Raw genomic sequence first — 16,765 nt, forward strand, 5'->3', positions numbered from 1 at the left:
GATGCCGATTCATCTCGAATGCATGTCGCACACGCCCTTGCACGGGTATTTCGACCCCAGTCCGGAAGTCGTCGCGGAAGTCGAACTGGTGCAGCGCGCGGCGCGCGAGCGGGTCGATGCGTTCGATCCGGAGCTGGTGATCGTGTTCGCGCCGGACCACTACAACGGATTTTTCTACGACGTGATGCCGCAGTTCTGCATCGGCGTGAGTGCGACGGCCATCGGCGATTTCGGCAGCGCGGCCGGCCCGTTGCCCGTCGCGCGCGATGTGGCGCTCGCGCTCGCCGATGCCGCACTCGCGAGCGATATCGACGTAGCCGTTTCGTATCGCATGCAGGTCGATCACGGCTGCGCGCAGGCGCTCGAGGTACTCACCGGTGGCATCGACCGTTATCCAGTGGTGCCCGTTTTCATCAACTCGGTTGCGCCGCCGATGGCGTCGTGCCGCCGCGCCCGGCTGCTCGGCGATGCGATCGGCCGTGCCGTCGCGCGCATGCCGCGGCGCGTGTTGCTGATCGGCTCGGGCGGTATTTCGCATGAGCCGCCGGTGCCGGAAATCTCGGGCGCGGACGATGTCGTCGCGGAACGGTTGATCGCGGGGCGCAACCCGTCGCCGGAGTCGCGCAATGCGCGGCAGTCGCGCACCGTCGCGGCGGCCAAGGCATTCGCGGCGGGTGACAGCCGGCTGCATCCGCTCAATCCCGCATGGGACCAGAAATTTCTCGAACTGCTCGAACGCGGTGAACTCACCGCCGCCGATGGCTTCATGAACGAAGCGATCACGCGTGAGGCAGGCAAGTCCGCACATGAGATCCGCACGTGGGTTGCGGCATTCGGTGCGCTTGCGGCGAGCGGTCGTTACGAGGCATCGATCGATTACTACCGTGCGATTCCGGAATGGATCGCGGGCTTCGGCGCGATGCACGCGCGAGAACGGACTCTTTCCAGGAGATAGAACCATGTCGGATGACAGCAACATTCTTTCGATGGCCGCGCGCCTGCGTGAGGCGCAGTCCTTGCGTCGGACGATCGCGCCACTGCGCGATACGTGTCCCGAAGGCGATCCGGCACTCGCGTACGCGATCCAGCAAATCAACAACGACTTGCGCGCGGCGAACGGCGAGCGCATCGTCGGCAGGAAGATCGGCCTGACTTCGCCCGCGGTGCAGAAGCAACTCGGCGTCGATCAGCCCGACTTCGGCGCGTTGTTCGCGTCGATGGCTTACGGCGACAGCCAGCCGATGCCGCTCGCATCGTTGATTCAGCCGAAGGTCGAAGCGGAGATCGCACTCGTGCTCGAACGCGACCTGACCGCCGAGAAACACACCTTCGCGGATCTGATCTCGGCGACCGCGTATGCGGTGGCCGCGATCGAGGTCGTCGACAGTCGCATTCGCGACTGGGATATCCGGTTTTTCGACACCGTCGCGGACAACGCGTCGAGCGCGCTGTTCGTGCTCGGTAGCCGGCCGGTGCTGCTGCGCGATATCGAGCTGAGCGCGTGTGCCATGACGCTCACGCAGGACGGCGAAGTGCTTTCACGCGGCAATGGAAGTGCGTGCCTCGGCAATCCACTGAATGCGGCTGCGTGGCTCGCGGATCGGATGGTTCGACTCGGCACGCCGCTGCGCGCCGGCGACATCGTGCTGACGGGTGCGCTCGGCCCGATGGTCGCGGTGAACGCGGCCGGCACTTATACGGCACACATCGAAGGGCTCGGCGGTGTGCGCGCCAGTTTCAGCGAATGACGGACGGAGACATTTCCATGGCAGCAGACAACACCAAGTGCAAAGCCGCGATCATCGGATCGGGCAACATCGGCACCGACCTGATGATAAAGATCATGCGTCGCAGCCGGCATCTCGAGGTCGCGGCGATGGTCGGCATCGATCCGGCCTCGGACGGTCTCGCGCGCGCGGCGAAGCTCGGCGTGGCGACGACGCATGACGGCGTGGAAGGGCTTGCGCGCCTGCCCGTGTTCGACCAGATCGACTTCGTTTTCGATGCGACGTCTGCCGGCGCACATGTGGCGAACGACGCGTTCCTGCGCACGCTCAAGCCAGGCATCCGCATGATCGATCTGACGCCCGCTGCCATCGGCCCGTACTGCGTGCCGGTGGTGAACCTCGACGCGCAACTCGATGCGCCGAACGTGAACATGGTCACGTGCGGCGGACAGGCGACGATCCCGATGGTCGCGGCAGTGTCGCGGGTCGCGAAGGTGCATTACGCGGAGATCGTCGCGTCGATCAGCAGCAAGTCGGCGGGACCTGGCACGCGCGCCAACATCGACGAGTTCACCGAGACGACGTCGAAGGCGATCGAAGCGGTCGGCGGTGCCGGCAAGGGCAAGGCGATCATCGTGCTCAACCCGGCCGAGCCTCCGCTCATGATGCGCGACACGGTCTATGTGCTGTCCGAAGCGGCAGACCGGACGCTGATCGAAACGTCCGTCGATCAGATGGCCGCGGCGGTCCAGGCCTATGTGCCCGGCTATCGCCTGAAGCAATCCGTGCAGTTCGACGACATCCCCTCCGCTGCGCCGTTGCATATTCCCGGACTCGGCCGTTTCAGCGGACTGAAGACCTCGATCTTCATCGAAGTGGAAGGCGCGGCCCATTATCTGCCGGCCTACGCGGGCAATCTCGACATCATGACTTCCGCCGCGCTGGCAACGGCCGAACGCATGGCTGCGTCGCTCGTGAACGCCTGAAGCAAGGAGCACTCGATCATGGACAAAAAACTCTATATCTCCGATGTGACGCTGCGCGACGGCATGCACGCGATCCGTCATCAGTATTCGATTCAGAACGTGCAGGACATTGCCCGCGCGCTGGATGAAGCGAAGGTCGACAGCATCGAGGTCGCACATGGCGACGGCCTGCAGGGTTCGAGCTTCAACTACGGCTTCGGCGCCCACAGTGATCTGGAATGGATCGAGGCGGTAGCCGATGTGGTGAAGCACGCGAAAATCGCGACGCTGCTGCTGCCCGGCATCGGCACGATTCACGACCTGAAGGCCGCGTACGACGCGGGCGCGCGTGTCGTACGTGTCGCGACCCATTGCACGGAAGCGGACATTTCCAAGCAGCACATCGAATATGCGCGCAGCCTCGGCATGGATACCGTCGGCTTTCTGATGATGAGCCACATGACCGCGCCCGACCACCTCGCTATCGAGGCGAAGAAGATGGAAAGCTACGGCGCGACCTGCGTGTACGTGGTCGATTCCGGCGGCGCGATGAACATGAACGACATCCGTGCGCGCTTCAGGGCGCTCAAGGCCGTCCTTCGCCCCGAGACCCACACGGGCATGCATGCCCATCACAACCTGAGCCTCGGCGTGGCCAACTCGATCGTTGCGGTCGAGGAGGGGTGCGACCGCATCGATGCGAGCCTGGCGGGCATGGGTGCGGGAGCGGGCAATGCCCCGCTCGAAGTGTTCATCGCGGCGGCCGAGCGCCTTGGCTGGCATCACGGCACCGATCTCTATCGCCTGCTCGATGCGGCCGACGATATCGTCCGCCCGTTGCAGGACCGACCGGTGCGGGTGGACCGCGAAACGCTCGCGCTCGGCTATGCGGGCGTGTATTCGAGCTTCCTGCGGCATTCTGAAATCGCGGCGAAGAAGTACGGCCTGAAAGCCGTCGACATTCTCGTCGAGCTCGGCAAGCGACGCATGGTGGGCGGTCAGGAAGACATGATCGTCGACGTCGCGCTCGATCTGAAGAAGCGCGAAGCACGCGCCTGAACCATTCGGTATGCCACGCGCCATGAAGAGCGCTGCATCGTTCAACCTGGAGACATCAATGAAAACGTCAACGGCTTCCCCCCCGCGCGCCGGCGGCGCCATCACCATCGGCCTGTGCTTCGCAGTCGCGCTCCTCGAAGGGCTCGATCTGCAATCCACCGGCATCGCCGCACCGCGCATGGCACGCGAGTTTCATCTCGCTGCCGCGCAGCTCGGCTGGGCATTCGGCATCGGCGCGCTCGGTCTGTTGCCGGGCGCGGCGATTGGCGGCAGGCTCGCGGATCGCATCGGCCGCAAGCGCGTGCTGATGATGTCGGTCGCACTGTTCGGGATATTCTCGATCGCAACGACCCAGGTGTGGGATCTGCAGAGCCTGCTCGTCGCGCGCTTTCTCACGGGCCTCGGTCTCGGCGCTGCGATGCCGAACCTGATCGCGCTGTGTGCGGAGGCGGCGGCGCCCGGACAACGCAGCACGGCGGTCGGCGCGATGTACTGCGGCATGCCCTTCGGAGCGGCGCTCGCGGCGGTAATCGGCATCGTCAGCCCGAGCGTCGAGGCCTGGCGGCATATCTTCTATGTCGGCGGGATCGGCCCGCTGCTGACCTTGCCGCTGCTGGCGCTTTTCATTAAGGAGTCGACGCACTTCGTCGCGGCTGGCCAGGGTGCGACCCATGAGTCGAAGGACGGCATCGTGCGCGCGCTCTTCAGTGACGGGCGTGCGGTGACGACCATCGCGCTGTGGATCAGCTATCTGGGGACGCTGATCGTGCTGTACTTCTTGATGAACTGGTTGCCGTCGATGGTGCTCTCGCGCGGCCTCACGCCGGTACAGGCAAGCATCGTGCAGATGATGTTCAACATCGGCGGCGGCGTCGGTGCGATCGTGATCGCCGGCCTGATGGATCGCATCGGCAAGCGGGTGGTCGTGGTCGGCATGTATACCGGCATCGCGACTGCGTTGCTTGCGCTCGCCAGCGCGAACGGCAGCACGTCGATGGCATTGGGCGGCCTGCTGGCGGGCCTGTTTCTCGTCGGCACGCAGTCAGTGCTGTACGCGCTCGCCGGTGCAACGTATCCGACGCGGGTTCGAGGCACGGGCGTCGGCGCGGCGGTGGCCGTCGGCCGCGTCGGCTCGATGGTAGGCCCGCTGATCGCCGGGCAACTGTTTGCGCTCGGCCAGAGCGCGTCGATGCTCGTGATCTCCAGCATTCCGCTCATCGTGATCGCGGCGCTCGGCGCGCTCGCGGTGGTCGGGAAATTTCCGCGCGAGTCGGCCGACGGCTCGCGCACGTTTGGAACCGAATCAATCTGACGAAGGATCTCGACATGACTGACACTGTGACTCATAGCGAAGCCGCGACCAGCAAGTACGTGAACGTGGTGGAAGGCGGCACGGAACTGCGCGTGCACTACAACGACACCGGCGCGGGCAAGGAAACGCTCGTTCTGCTGCACGGCTCCGGCCCGGGCGCGAGCGGCTGGGCGAACTTCCATCGCAATGTGGACGCGTTCGCGAACGCGGGTTATCGCGTGATCCTCGTCGACTGTCCCGGCTGGGGCAAGAGCGATTCGATCGTCTGCACCGGCTCGCGCTCCGACCTCAACGCGCGCGTGCTGAAAGGCGTGCTGGATACGCTCGGCATCGAACGCGCGCATCTCGTCGGCAACTCGATGGGCGGGCATAGCGCGGTGGCCTTCGCGTTGTCGTATCCGGAGCGCGTCGGCAAGCTGGTGCTGATGGGCGGCGGCACGGGCGGTCCGAGCCAGTTTGTGCCGATGCCGACCGAAGGCATCAAGCTGCTGCAAGGGCTGTATCGCAACCCTACGCTCGAGAACCTGAAGAAGATGCTCAATGTGTTCGTCTACGATGCGAGCACGATGACGGAAGAGCTGATGCAGACGCGGCTCGATAATATGCTGGCGCGGCGCGATCATCTCGAGAACTTCGTGAAGAGTCTGGCGGCCAATCCGAAGCAATTTCCAGACTACGGTCACCGGCTGAACGAAATCAAGGCGCCCGCGCTCGTGATTTGGGGGCGCGATGACCGTTTCGTGCCGATGGATGTCGGCCTGCGGCTCGTTTGGGGTATGCCGAACGCCGATCTGCATGTGTTCGGGCGCTGCGGGCACTGGGCGCAATGGGAGCACGCGGAGCGATTCAACCGGATGGTGCTGGAGTTCCTGCGCCAACAACAAGCCGTTTAGTCTGCTTTCCGCGATCCCTCCGTCGGGCGGCTTCTGTGCTTCGAAAGCGGCCGTCGACGGGCACCGGCGTCGTACGACCGAGATGGGTCGGTGACGGTCGACCGCGTGCGGCGTTAGCCGGCCACCAGCTGACATTTGGCGTCTGAAGTCGAAATGCTGGCTTCTCGGCTATCTCCGGCCGCTCCTGATATGAGACCCTCCCGGACAAGCGCACGTCTGCTGCCGAGCAAGCGAGCAGACTATTTCCCCGCCGACAGATCCGGGAGAGACAGGAAACGAGGGCATTCGCCTCCAAGGAAGAGGCCGACTATCAAACTCAAACTCGACTACGTTGGCGCGTCGTTGCGAATACCGATCACGTAACGCGCATTGCGCGCCACGGACGGGTCGGGATCGGTGGCCAGCCGGGCAAGCAGGGCCGACGCCGTGCCATTGAATTCGGCGAGCGCCTGACAAACACGTACACGGGTCTGGACATCGGCTCGACCGTCCGAGATCGCTGCTTCAAAGCGCTCCACAATTTGCCTTGCGATCGCGGGGTCTTCCGCCAAATCGGCTAACGCATCGGCCGCCTCGACATCGTGAGTCCCGCCAAGGACCTGCTCGATCAGCAGGGGAATGGCGTCGCGTATCCCCCATCCGCCCAGCACCCGCGCGGCGCGATACCGCACGCGCTCCGCGGGGTCGAGGAGCGAGCCACGCAAGGTCTCCACCGCATCGGAACCGCCGAGTTTCGCCAGCGCGAGCACGGCCCGTTCGCGTACTGCCGGATCGGGCTGTTGAAGCGCCGCGCCAAGTACGCTGGCGCCGCTGCCTACGGTTCTTCCCAGCGCCCAGTGCAGCGCACCTGCGACATTCGGCTCCTGTTCCTGGAGCAGTGCGTGGGCGATGAGTGCTGCAAGCGGGGCATCGCTGGACGCCGCGTCAAACGCAGCACGCTGTCTCTCAGGCGCATGCGTCGACTCCAGTCCTTTCAACAGATGCACGACCTCAAGCACTGCTGACCAATCCTCGGGAGAGGTGGCGGACACAGAAGTCAGCCGGCAAAGCAACGCTTGCTCTGCGGCCAGCCGCTCGCGGCTGCGAACCATCAGCGCGTCAATGAGCACATCGGGGTGAGGCGCCTGTTGGCTGAGCGCCTGACGCACCTCGGCCAGCCCAAGGCCCAGCGAACGCAGGCTCTCCACCTGGAACAGGCGCAAGGCATCGGCTTGCGAATACTCGCGGTATCCCGCTTCCGTACGTCCCGATGGGCTGACCAGTCCGATCGCGTCGTAGTGCCGCAGCATGCGCGCGCTGACGCCGGAACGATTGGCCAACTCGCTGATGCGCATCACTTGTCTCCGGTGTCATCTGGTTCACGCCGCGTCGTGTCTCGGCCTTGGCTCCCATCGAGCCTCGAAAATTCTAACAAACCGCCAACGGCTTCCATCACCTCGGCCAAAACGTGGCTCATCACATCGATCGCCGTCAACCCGCCTATTCATCGGCGTAGGGCAACGGTGCACTTGCGCGCCACGCATCGGCTGGATCGAGCACAAACGCACTCTCCGGGTCCGCAATGAGCCTGAGGCTCGCGCAGGCATGAACGCGAACCGCCGGGTTCGTGTGTCGGGCCGCCGCATCGAGCGGGGCCATGGCGTCGTCTCCAAGCATGAGTAAGGCCCGGCTCAGACTGCGCTTGAGGTCCTTGTCGCCGCGGCCCAGCTCGCGAACCAGTTCGCGTGCCAGGGCGGCTCGTCGCCAGGTCGGCACCAGCCCCGCCGCGGTGCGCCACGCAGTTCGTGCCACCTCCGGATCGGGGTCATGTAGGTGCCCGCTCGTGATCGCTGACCAGGTTGCGGGGTCGCCGATCTTCGAGAGCGTATGCAGCGCCTGGCTACGCGCTTGCGCCAACGGCGAGCGCAGCTCGTCAAGCAGCAATGGCAATGTCAGGTCCTGCGCATGCCGGGTGAGCGCCCAGGTGAGCATGTCGCGAACGAAGAAATCCGGTTCGACACCGCAACGCTTCACCAGTAGCGTGATCTGGCCTGGATCGGGAGCCGTGCCGGCACCCAGCGCAGCCGCAAGGCGGAGCGAAGCGTCCGGATGCTCGAGTGCCGTGGTCAGTGCGTGACGGGAAGTCGGGGGATAGTGATGGGTCATGAACGCCTCCTCGCCCGACAGTGGACGCCTTGTCACTGTGACAAGGTCAAGTGTTTTCGGACGAGGGGCGAATTGCACGCCCAGACTGCCGTTCGTGGGGCCGATCATCGCTTCCTCCGCGGGTGAGGGGGCGGCGGGTGGCCATGAGCAGTCGGTCGACGTCGACGGCTAGATCATTGACAATTGCTGTGCCGGTCCATCGATGGCTTGGCGCGGGCAGGAGGAAAGGTGCGATGGGGCAAAAATTGGCCGATACCGAGTTAGCGCTTTACAGGAGATTGGATGAGGTTCTGTACTACGTATGGGACCCAATCGGCGTCGCATCCAGCCCCGCGGCACGCGACGAATATCAAGGGTATCTGCCCAAGGTTTTCGCCATGTTGCAGGAGGGATTGGACGCGTCGTCCATTGCAGCATACCTCGACAATGTTGCGACTGAGAGCATGGGTCTGGGCACGAATCCAGGACATTCCAGACGCGTCGCGGAATTGCTGCTCGACTGGAAGACCGAGATTTATGGGGTTCGGCATCGACAAACTTGATCCATTCGACGGAAGTCTCAGTTCGATGGCGGTCCCGATCAGCTTCCCGAATCGGCCATGACCAGCCTCACAGTCGGTGCTCTGATAAGTTGATCGTTTGCAACCGGGGTATGGGTTGGCTCTATGGTTAGCCCGTGGGTGATTTATCCGTCGCTTGGGAATTAATGATAGAGGGGAAGAATGATGTTGAAGATCTTCCGTGACTCGTGGCCGACGCCGCCGAAATTGTCAAGATCTCAGTATCGGAGACATCGCCTCCGGTGTCTTGTGTTTCTGTTGACATGGGTTTCTTTTGGCGTGGGTTTGTATTTGATATGGGGGCACCTAAATCTTATGCTGCAGATCATCTTGATTCTCGTCGGTGCGGCATTTAGTCCGGGTGTGGATATGGTTGAGCGGTTATTTGTGCCGTACGAGAAATATGAAAAGGAGGGGCCAGATTAATAGCGATAAATTTTAGAAACCAAAGTGCGACATATCCGGAGGCTGCGTCGATGCGCCCGAAGCGAGACACATTTGCAGCAAGAGTAACTGTCCGTGATGCCCCTCAGTCTACGGGCCAGTTCCGAGCTTCGTCTAAAATAGATGTTTGAAAGCTGCATCAAAGTTATTGGAAGAAAAGTTTTGAGGAGTCATGGGTCATCCTGTATACAAACTGCTCGAAACACTGGATGCCAAACGACTTTATTACGCACTTTCGCGACATCGCAGTGACGCCATATTGGTTTCGGTAACGCTCGTAGGAATGCGCGTTGAGGTCGATGTTTTTGACGATGGGCGAATGGATGTTTGCTGCTTCTGCGGCGATGAAAGTGTCGAAGGATTTGAAGATCTGATCTACACACTTGTCGCGGAATACGGAAAATAATGGTACCCGCGGCGGTGTTGCCGCCATCGAGCAGCAACGCAAAATCCGCAATCGTCAACAATGCGAGACCGACTGACACGACGAATGTCGGCTTTCGGCAAGTGATAGCGGCTGCTTCGGGTCGGGGGCGGCCGATCGCGTCGGGCAGGTGTCGGCCAAGAAGGGCCGTTCAACGGCACCTGGTAGATCGTCAACAATCTGTGCGTTATAAACTGTGGCATTACAATCGCAACCGACTACGAAGTGAATGCCACAACGCTAGGCGGATTTTCTAATAGGCGCTGAGCCGCAGACAACCGAGAGTCCCTATGTACGCTCCTGGTGATTCTATATTGCTAGCATTTTTCTGGTGTTGGGTATGGTTCTCCACCGTTTTTGTGAGCCTGACCACAATCTCTTTTGTGGGGGCGCACCGGGATGAGAGTTGGTTAAATCGGTCCCCGCTATGGTGGGCAATACGGATACTGATAATAGTATTGTCGGGTGGTGGAATGCTTGGCGTGGCCCGTGTCTCATATATCTTACGGGCCGCCAATGCGTTACACATGCTAAGTTGGATGTTCGGTATCGTCGTCGGAGTTGGTCTATTTATTGCGCTGCGGAATCCTCGGAGTAGAAAGGATAACCCTGGCACCAATTAAGTGGTCATCGTCCCTAGAGTCCCAATAAATCTCGGCAGACGTCCGCTTCGGAGAACTCGGAACGTCCCTTGCGGGTCGGCCTGAGGCGATGGTCGTCGGCCCGGGTTCAGCCATGAAGGGACGGTCGCCCCCTCACGTCATCGTCGGCAGTCAGCGCACTTCATGAGCCGGGATTCTCGCTGGATCTGTCTAGACTCAAACATGCGAAATGACCCAAAGCTCGTTACTGAAAGGGGCGCTTGGATCTATCAATAGCAATGCCAATTATTAAACTAATGCCGGCTATCCAGAACAAGCCATTCAAGGAGCGGAATTCATTCTTATTAAGGTAGGCGATCTGGCCATGGACGTCATGCATATAGACTCTGCCTTGGGAAGGATCAGGCACCTTCGAGCGCGAATTGACAAAGTCATAAGACAAGTAGATTGCCGAACAAAATGATATTACCGAAATTGCAAGAACAATTGCCTCGCACTGTCTCCAGAATTTCATAAAATCACCCTTTCGTCTCGACGACCGACCGATGCGAGCGGCGCGCGCAGCACCTTGCCAATTATGCATGAGACGATCGGCGAGTTCTATGATGGCACTGGCCGCCACCTCGTTAGTTTTCCGAGCCGGGATTGCAGGCAGCCCCGGTGCGCCACTGTCTATGTCCGCTATGGATTGCCATGACAGTCAGCTGTGGGTCGATCACCACCATTGGCGACGAACGATCGTATTATCCGAGACCCAATCTGACGTTGACCGACCAGTCAGATCCCGGCCTATACACCCGATGCTACCGATGACGTCTTTTCCAGTCGAACGATGGAAGCTCGATACGACTGGCGACAGACCCGTTCCAGGACGTTTCGAACCCGGCCCGCGCAAGCGCTTCCGCGACCTGGCGGCCCACTACCGAACCGCGCGCGTCGTCGCCGGCGAGGTCGCCGAAGGCGAGCGTGAGGCCGTGTCCATCCAGCGCTCTTTCGACATCCTGTCCGTGATAAAAGCAGTACCCGTGATAGCGCCCTTGCGGCGCGTCCTGCACGGCTTCCGAAACGTCCGAGTGGCCATCCGACATCGTGTATCCGGCGTTCGACAGCGCGCAGATGCCGTCGTCGTCCAGTTCATCGAACACGCGGTCCAGCCGATCGCAATCCGTCTCCCGAGGCCAGGACCGTTCTGCCGCAGCCTTGCGTTCGAATTCCGACTCGATGAAACCTTCCAGCCGATCCGCGTCGCAGTCCGGCTCCAGGATGTCCTCCATCATTTCCCGCACATCATCGGGGTCGTTAAAGCCCGACCACACCCATTTGGTGATGCACTCCATCACGTATTTTTCGGTGTCCGTCACGTCATGGCCTCCAGGTGTCGTCTTCGACGTTCAACGCCGCTGCCGGCCGTTACCCGTCAGCGACAGTCCTGCTCGACAGTTCGCACCGGCGTATTGAAACCGTGTCGAGCGGCGAACATCCCTCCGGAAAACGGTTCGGCGTCTCGACGCGCGCCAGCGGCGCCGCCCGTTTTCGCGAGCACTAGCACCAGCACAAGCGTGCGCGATGCGCAGCTTCCAGCATCACCATGTCGAATGCGCTTTCTCCAGTTGCCGGTGCTCATCGTCGCGGCACCGTTTCAGCGGAGGGCAGGATCGATTTCGGCACTGCTCAATCCGAATCCCGCCATGCGCGCGCGATGCTCCGGCGAGCCCAGATACGAGCGCAGCTGCCGGTTGACTGCATCGAGCAACGCGCTGTTTTGTCGATTGAACGAGAAGGCACCCAACGGCGGCAGGCGGTGTATCCGGTCCGCTACCGGTTCGTGCGCGACGGCCTCGAGCAATGCGCCGCCCATCCGCTTCGCCACGATCCGAAGTCCGAGCGCAGTACTGGCGTACGCGTCGACCGCGCCGGCGCGCACCGCGTCGATTGCATCGGCTTGCCGGTCGAACAGGGTGATCTGATGCTCGCTCACGCCCGCGGCTTTCGCCGAGTCGTGCTGTACCTGTCCGGTTATGATGCCAAGACGTGCATCGGGACGCGCGGCAAGCGACGCATAGCCGGTCAGTTGCTTCGGGTTTCCGGCACGAACGAGAAAGCCGTCCGCGATTCCCCACACGGGTACGCTGAACGCGACCATGGCGGCGCGTTCCGGCGTAACGAAGAGCGGAACGTTCATGTCCCAGCGGCCTGCGGCGACACCGGGCAGCAGTTCACTGAACGTCGTCAGGTGAGGTTCGATCCGCGTGACACCGATCGCCCGAAGGATCTCGCCGGCGAGATCGAGGTCGGCACCGGTTGCCGTGCCATCCGGTTCCGTCCATCCAAATGGCGGTTCGTCGAGGTATGCAATCGTTACCTTCATCGCGTCTTCTCGCGAGCAGGGACGGCCGCCGAATCGGCAGCCGATTGCCGACGATTCTAATACTTCGCTCGCAGGACAGGGCCGGCCGCAGCCGGCCCCGATCATGCGACTACCTGGGCCAAACTCAACCCGCCACGTTCCGATTCGCTTCGATCACGGTCAACGCCGTCATGTTCACGATCCGTCGCACGGTCGCGCTCGACGTGAGGATGTTCACCGGCGCATTGACCCCCAGCAGGAACGGCCCGACCGCGACGTTGCTGCCGGCTTCCGTCTTGAGCAGGTTGTAAGCGATGTTCCCCGCATCGACGTTCGGGCACACGAGCAGGTTCGCCGCGCCCTTCAGCGGCGACATCGGCAGCAGCCGCGCACGCAGCGCCTCATCGAGCGCGCAGTCGCCATGCATCTCGCCATCGGCTTCGATATCCGGCGCGTGCGCGCGGATGATCTCGAGCGCCTTGCGCATCTTCACGCCCGACGCCGCGCTGCCCGACCCGAAGTTCGACCGCGACAGCAGCGCAGCCTTCGGCGTGAGGTTCAGCCACTCCATCTGCCGCGCGGCCGCGATCGTGAATTCCGCGATCTGCTCGGCATCCGGGTTGTCGTTCACGTGCGTATCCACGAGCGCGACCGTCCGCTGATTGAGCAGCAGAATATTCATCGCCGCGTAGGTCGATGCATCGGGCTTCTTGCCGATCACTTCATCGACGAAGCGCAGGTGGTTGTGATACTCGCCGACCGTCCCGCAGATCATCCCGTCCGCATCGCCGAGCCGCACCATCATCGCGCCGATCAGCGTCAGGCGCCGGCGCATTTCGACGCGCGCCATTTCCTTCGAGATGCCGTCGCGGCAGCGCAGTTCCCAATACGTGGTCCAGTATTGCGGGAAGCGCTCGTCGTATTCCGGATTGGTCACCTCGACGTCCTGACCGAGACGCAGGCGCAGGCCGAACCGCTCGATCCGCGCGAGCAGCACCTCCGGCCGGCCGACCAGGATCGGGCGCGCGAGCTTCTCGTCGACGATCACCTGCACCGCGCGGAGCACGCGCTCGTCCTCGCCTTCGGTGAACACGATGCGTGCCTTGCCGCCGTCGCGCACGAGCTGGCGTGCGGTCGCGAACAGCGGCTTCATGAACGCGCCCGAGTGGTAGACGAACTGCTGCAGCTGCTCGACATACGCGTCGAGATCCGCGAGCGGGCGCGTCGCCACGCCGCCTTCGATCGCCGCCTTGGCGACGGCCGGCGCGATACGCACGATCAGGCGCGGATCGAACGGCTTCGGAATCAGGTATTGCGGACCGAACGACACTTCATCGCCGCCGTAGGCCGCGGCGACGATGTCGTTCTGCTCTTCCTGCGCGAGGCCGGCGATCGCGTGAACCGCGGCGATTTCCATTTCGCGGGTGATCGTCGTCGCGCCCACATCCAGCGCGCCGCGGAAGATGTACGGGAAGCAGAGAACGTTATTGACCTGGTTCGGGAAATCCGAGCGGCCGGTCGCGATCACGACGTCGTCGCGCGTCGCGTGCGCGAGTTCGGGGAAGATCTCCGGCGTCGGGTTGGCGAGCGCGAGAATCAGCGGCCGCGCGGCCATCGCCTTCAGCATCTCCGGCTTCAGGATGCCGCCGACCGACAACCCGAGGAACACGTCCGCGTCGCCGATTACTTCGGACAGCGTGCGCGCATCGGTTTCCTGCGCGAAGCGTTCCTTGGCCGGATCCATCAGCGTGGTGCGGCCGCGATAGACGACGCCTTCGATATCCGTCGCCCAGATGTTCGCGACCGGCAGCCCGAGGTCGACGAGCAGGTCCAGGCAGGCCAGCGCCGCCGCGCCGGCACCCGACGTCACGACCTTCACTTCCTTGATCGACTTCCCGACCACCTTCAGCCCGTTGATGAACGCGGCGGCGACGGTGATGGCGGTGCCGTGCTGGTCGTCGTGAAAGACGGGAATCTTCATGCGCTCGCGCAGCTTGCGCTCGACGGTGAAGCACTCCGGCGCCTTGATGTCCTCGAGGTTGATCCCGCCGAAGGTGGGCTCGAGCCCGGCGATGATGTCGACGAGCTTGTCCGGGTCGGTTTCGTTGATCTCGATGTCGAACACGTCGATCCCCGCGAACTTCTTGAACAGCACGGCCTTGCCTTCCATGACCGGCTTGGACGCGAGCGCGCCGATGTTGCCCAGACCCAGCACGGCGGTGCCGTTGGTGATCACGCCCACCAGATTCCCGCGGCTCGTGAAGCGGTGCGCGTTCAGCGGCTCGGCGGCGATCGACTCGCACACGCTGGCGACGCCGGGCGTGTAGGCGAGCGCGAGATCGCGCTGCGTCACGAGCGGCTTGCTGGCGACGACGGAGATCTTCCCCGGGGTCGGAAACTCGTGATAGTCGTACGCGGCCTGCTGCTGGGTCTCTGTCTGTTTCATGTTGTCGGGTCCGGGCGTGCGCGTCAGGCCAGTCCCGACGCGATCCATGGAGGTGATTCTAGGGATCAGCCATAAGGAGATGATTCTGTTTTAATATCGGTCCATCACTTTTTCATGATGGCGTGGCGGTACGGCAATGACATTCGACGCGAACGACGTGGTCAGGCGGCTTGGCGCGCGCCTGAAGATGCGGCACCTGATGCTGTTGCTGCAGATCCAGCAGCACGGATCGCTGACGCGCGTCGCGGAGCACATGGCCAGCAGCCAGCCCGCCGTGACGAATGCGCTGTCCGAGCTGGAAAGCATGTTCGGCACGCCGCTGTTCGAGCGCTCGTCGCGCGGGATGCGGCCGACCGCGCTCGGTTCGGTCGTGCTCGAGCGCGCCAAGGCGATGCTGAAGGATCTCGACCATCTCGCCCGCGAGATGGAGGCGGTTGCCGCCGGCCATGCGGCGCACCTGCATATCGGCGTGATTCCGTTTATTTCGGGCCAGATGCTGTCGGCGGCGCTCAAGCGCCTGCAGTCCCGGATGGAACGGCGCCTGACCGTGACGATCCACGAGGGCACCAGCGATCAGCTGCTGTTGCAGCTCAAGGACCACAGCGTCGATCTCGTGATCGGGCGGGCATCGTCGGCGATCGATCTGGGGCAGGTCTCCTTCGAAGTCCTGTACCAGCAGCAGCCCCGCATGATCGCGAGCCGGCGGCTCGCCGCGAAACTGGCCCGCACGAAACTCGACTGGGAGAAGCTGCACGCGCTGGACTGGATTCTCGGCGCGCCCCACACGCCGATGCGGGAGCAGGTGACCGACCTGTTTCTGTCGGCGGGCATCGCGCCGCCCGTGCCGATCGTCGAAAGCTACTCGTCGAAGCTGATCGGCGAAATGATCGCGTCGAGCGACGACGCGGTGTCGATCGTGCCGGCCGATATCGCGGAAGAAATGGTGCGCATCGCCGGCGTGGCGATCGTGCCTTACTCGCTGGTCTGGACGTTGCCGCCCATCGCGCTGTTTACCCGCGCTGCCGAATCGCATGCGCCGACGCGGGATGTGCTCGTGCAGGCGCTGCGCGAGATCTGCAGGGAAACCTACGTCGAAGCGCCGCGATAAGCCTTCGGTTGCCGGCCGGTACGTGCGCGGCCGGCAACCGCGTCATTCCCGCTTTTCATCGTCCGCCGATTCACATGGCGTGCTGTGGCGGGCGTGTTGCAATTGCATGGATCGTCATCGTCAACTGCGTCGTCAACCATTACTGGAGCGTCACGGCGCATGGCCGGCAACAGAGGCGACAAGTCCGATGCTGGCACGACTCGATTTCGTCATCAAGAAACGAGCGGCATGGGTGAATTTCCAAATAGTGGTTGTTCATTGCGCGGCGCTTGTCCTACCCTCATAACCGGTCCACAAGGAAGGCTCGCGGCGGCCGCGTACCGTATCGATTCCATCGTCTTTGTCGCTTGTTCCGTCGCAGTTCGGCGGATTATCAACGTCAGACGCGTGCTTGTCGATTCGTATGGTGTGCGTTGCATCATCGCTGCCGTGACGGCATGGGTTGCCGGCCAACGATAATGCGCCGGCGTGTGCGGTGCGATCGGCAAGCAGCCGTTTGCAGGAAGGGTATCGGGATGTCGGGCAACCTGCTCGCGCCTGGCGCGGCGAGGGCCCGGATGTTTTTTCGATCGATTGCGGACACAACGTGCGCGCTCGCGAGGCATGCAGCGGGCGATCGAGACGTGGAGGGGCGAGCTTGATTTTGCGACTCACATTCAAACATTTCGCATCGCTGATCGTGGCCGCCGCACCGGCGGCCGCGTTCGCGCAGACGAGCGTGACGCTGTACGGC

General features: G+C 62.7%; 14 protein-coding genes. 9 read left to right on the top strand and 5 right to left on the bottom strand.

From position 1 onward, the window contains the following. The first annotated feature begins 1 nt into the window (after position 1). Genes DID98_RS15950 through DID98_RS15975 form a run of 6 tightly spaced genes read left to right on the top strand, consistent with a single transcriptional unit; the run spans position 2 to position 5,956 of the window. Entirely contained in the window at positions 2-955 is a 954-nt protein-coding gene (locus tag DID98_RS15950; RefSeq protein ID WP_124521537.1) for a 3-carboxyethylcatechol 2,3-dioxygenase, read from the top strand. 4 nt (positions 956-959) lie between these two features. After that, on the top strand, positions 960-1,748 hold the full coding sequence (mhpD, locus tag DID98_RS15955; protein ID WP_124521538.1) for a 2-keto-4-pentenoate hydratase: 789 nt from the start codon (positions 960-962) through the stop codon (positions 1,746-1,748). A 17-nt stretch (positions 1,749-1,765) separates the two neighbouring features. Then, on the top strand, positions 1,766-2,713 hold the full coding sequence (locus DID98_RS15960) for an acetaldehyde dehydrogenase (acetylating) (RefSeq protein ID WP_124485186.1): 948 nt from the start codon (positions 1,766-1,768) through the stop codon (positions 2,711-2,713). A gap of 15 nt (positions 2,714-2,728) precedes the next feature. After that, positions 2,729-3,751, top strand: coding sequence for a 4-hydroxy-2-oxovalerate aldolase (dmpG, locus tag DID98_RS15965; protein ID WP_311766323.1), 1,023 nt, complete (start codon positions 2,729-2,731; stop codon positions 3,749-3,751). A 58-nt stretch (positions 3,752-3,809) separates the two neighbouring features. Beyond that, on the top strand, positions 3,810-5,063 hold the full coding sequence (gene mhpT / locus DID98_RS15970; RefSeq protein ID WP_124521542.1) for a 3-(3-hydroxy-phenyl)propionate transporter MhpT: 1,254 nt from the start codon (positions 3,810-3,812) through the stop codon (positions 5,061-5,063). A 14-nt stretch (positions 5,064-5,077) separates the two neighbouring features. Beyond that, a complete protein-coding gene (locus DID98_RS15975; protein ID WP_124521544.1) occupies positions 5,078-5,956 on the top strand; it encodes an alpha/beta fold hydrolase in 879 nt (292 codons plus the stop codon). A 326-nt stretch (positions 5,957-6,282) separates the two neighbouring features. Here DID98_RS15975 and DID98_RS15980 read toward each other — a convergent pair whose 3' ends face one another. Both DID98_RS15980 and DID98_RS15985 read right to left on the bottom strand, forming a co-directional pair. Further along, positions 6,283-7,290, bottom strand: a complete 1,008-nt coding sequence (locus DID98_RS15980) for a HEAT repeat domain-containing protein (protein ID WP_124521546.1) — start codon at positions 7,288-7,290, stop codon at positions 6,283-6,285. A 145-nt stretch (positions 7,291-7,435) separates the two neighbouring features. Continuing rightward, positions 7,436-8,101 carry a HEAT repeat domain-containing protein gene (locus tag DID98_RS15985; protein WP_124521548.1) on the bottom strand — a complete coding sequence of 222 codons (666 nt, stop codon included), beginning with the start codon at positions 8,099-8,101 and terminating at the stop codon, positions 7,436-7,438. A gap of 233 nt (positions 8,102-8,334) precedes the next feature. Between DID98_RS15985 and DID98_RS15990 the strand changes: the two genes are divergently transcribed. Continuing rightward, on the top strand, positions 8,335-8,643 hold the full coding sequence (locus DID98_RS15990; protein ID WP_124521550.1) for a hypothetical protein: 309 nt from the start codon (positions 8,335-8,337) through the stop codon (positions 8,641-8,643). Positions 8,644-9,277: 634 nt separating this feature from the next. Then, complete coding sequence (locus DID98_RS15995) at positions 9,278-9,511, top strand: hypothetical protein (RefSeq protein WP_124521552.1); 234 nt, start codon at positions 9,278-9,280, stop codon at positions 9,509-9,511. A 1,423-nt stretch (positions 9,512-10,934) separates the two neighbouring features. Here DID98_RS15995 and DID98_RS16000 read toward each other — a convergent pair. The 3 genes from DID98_RS16000 to DID98_RS16010 all read right to left on the bottom strand — a co-directional run bounded on the left by DID98_RS16000 (position 10,935) and on the right by DID98_RS16010 (position 14,924). Next, positions 10,935-11,492 carry a DUF6891 domain-containing protein gene (locus DID98_RS16000; RefSeq protein ID WP_124521554.1) on the bottom strand — a complete coding sequence of 186 codons (558 nt, stop codon included), beginning with the start codon at positions 11,490-11,492 and terminating at the stop codon, positions 10,935-10,937. Between the two features lie 278 nt (positions 11,493-11,770). Then, on the bottom strand, positions 11,771-12,499 hold the full coding sequence (locus DID98_RS16005) for a transporter substrate-binding domain-containing protein (protein WP_124521556.1): 729 nt from the start codon (positions 12,497-12,499) through the stop codon (positions 11,771-11,773). Between the two features lie 124 nt (positions 12,500-12,623). Beyond that, positions 12,624-14,924, bottom strand: a complete 2,301-nt coding sequence (locus DID98_RS16010; RefSeq protein ID WP_124521810.1) for an NADP-dependent malic enzyme — start codon at positions 14,922-14,924, stop codon at positions 12,624-12,626. Between the two features lie 136 nt (positions 14,925-15,060). On the opposite strand from DID98_RS16010, the gene DID98_RS16015 reads away from it, so the two are divergent. Next, positions 15,061-16,032 carry a LysR substrate-binding domain-containing protein gene (locus DID98_RS16015; protein ID WP_124485204.1) on the top strand — a complete coding sequence of 324 codons (972 nt, stop codon included), beginning with the start codon at positions 15,061-15,063 and terminating at the stop codon, positions 16,030-16,032. The last annotated feature ends 733 nt before the right edge of the window (positions 16,033-16,765 follow it).

Source organism: Burkholderia sp. Bp8984 (genome assembly GCF_003853755.1).
Classification (GTDB): Bacteria; Pseudomonadota; Gammaproteobacteria; order Burkholderiales; family Burkholderiaceae; genus Burkholderia.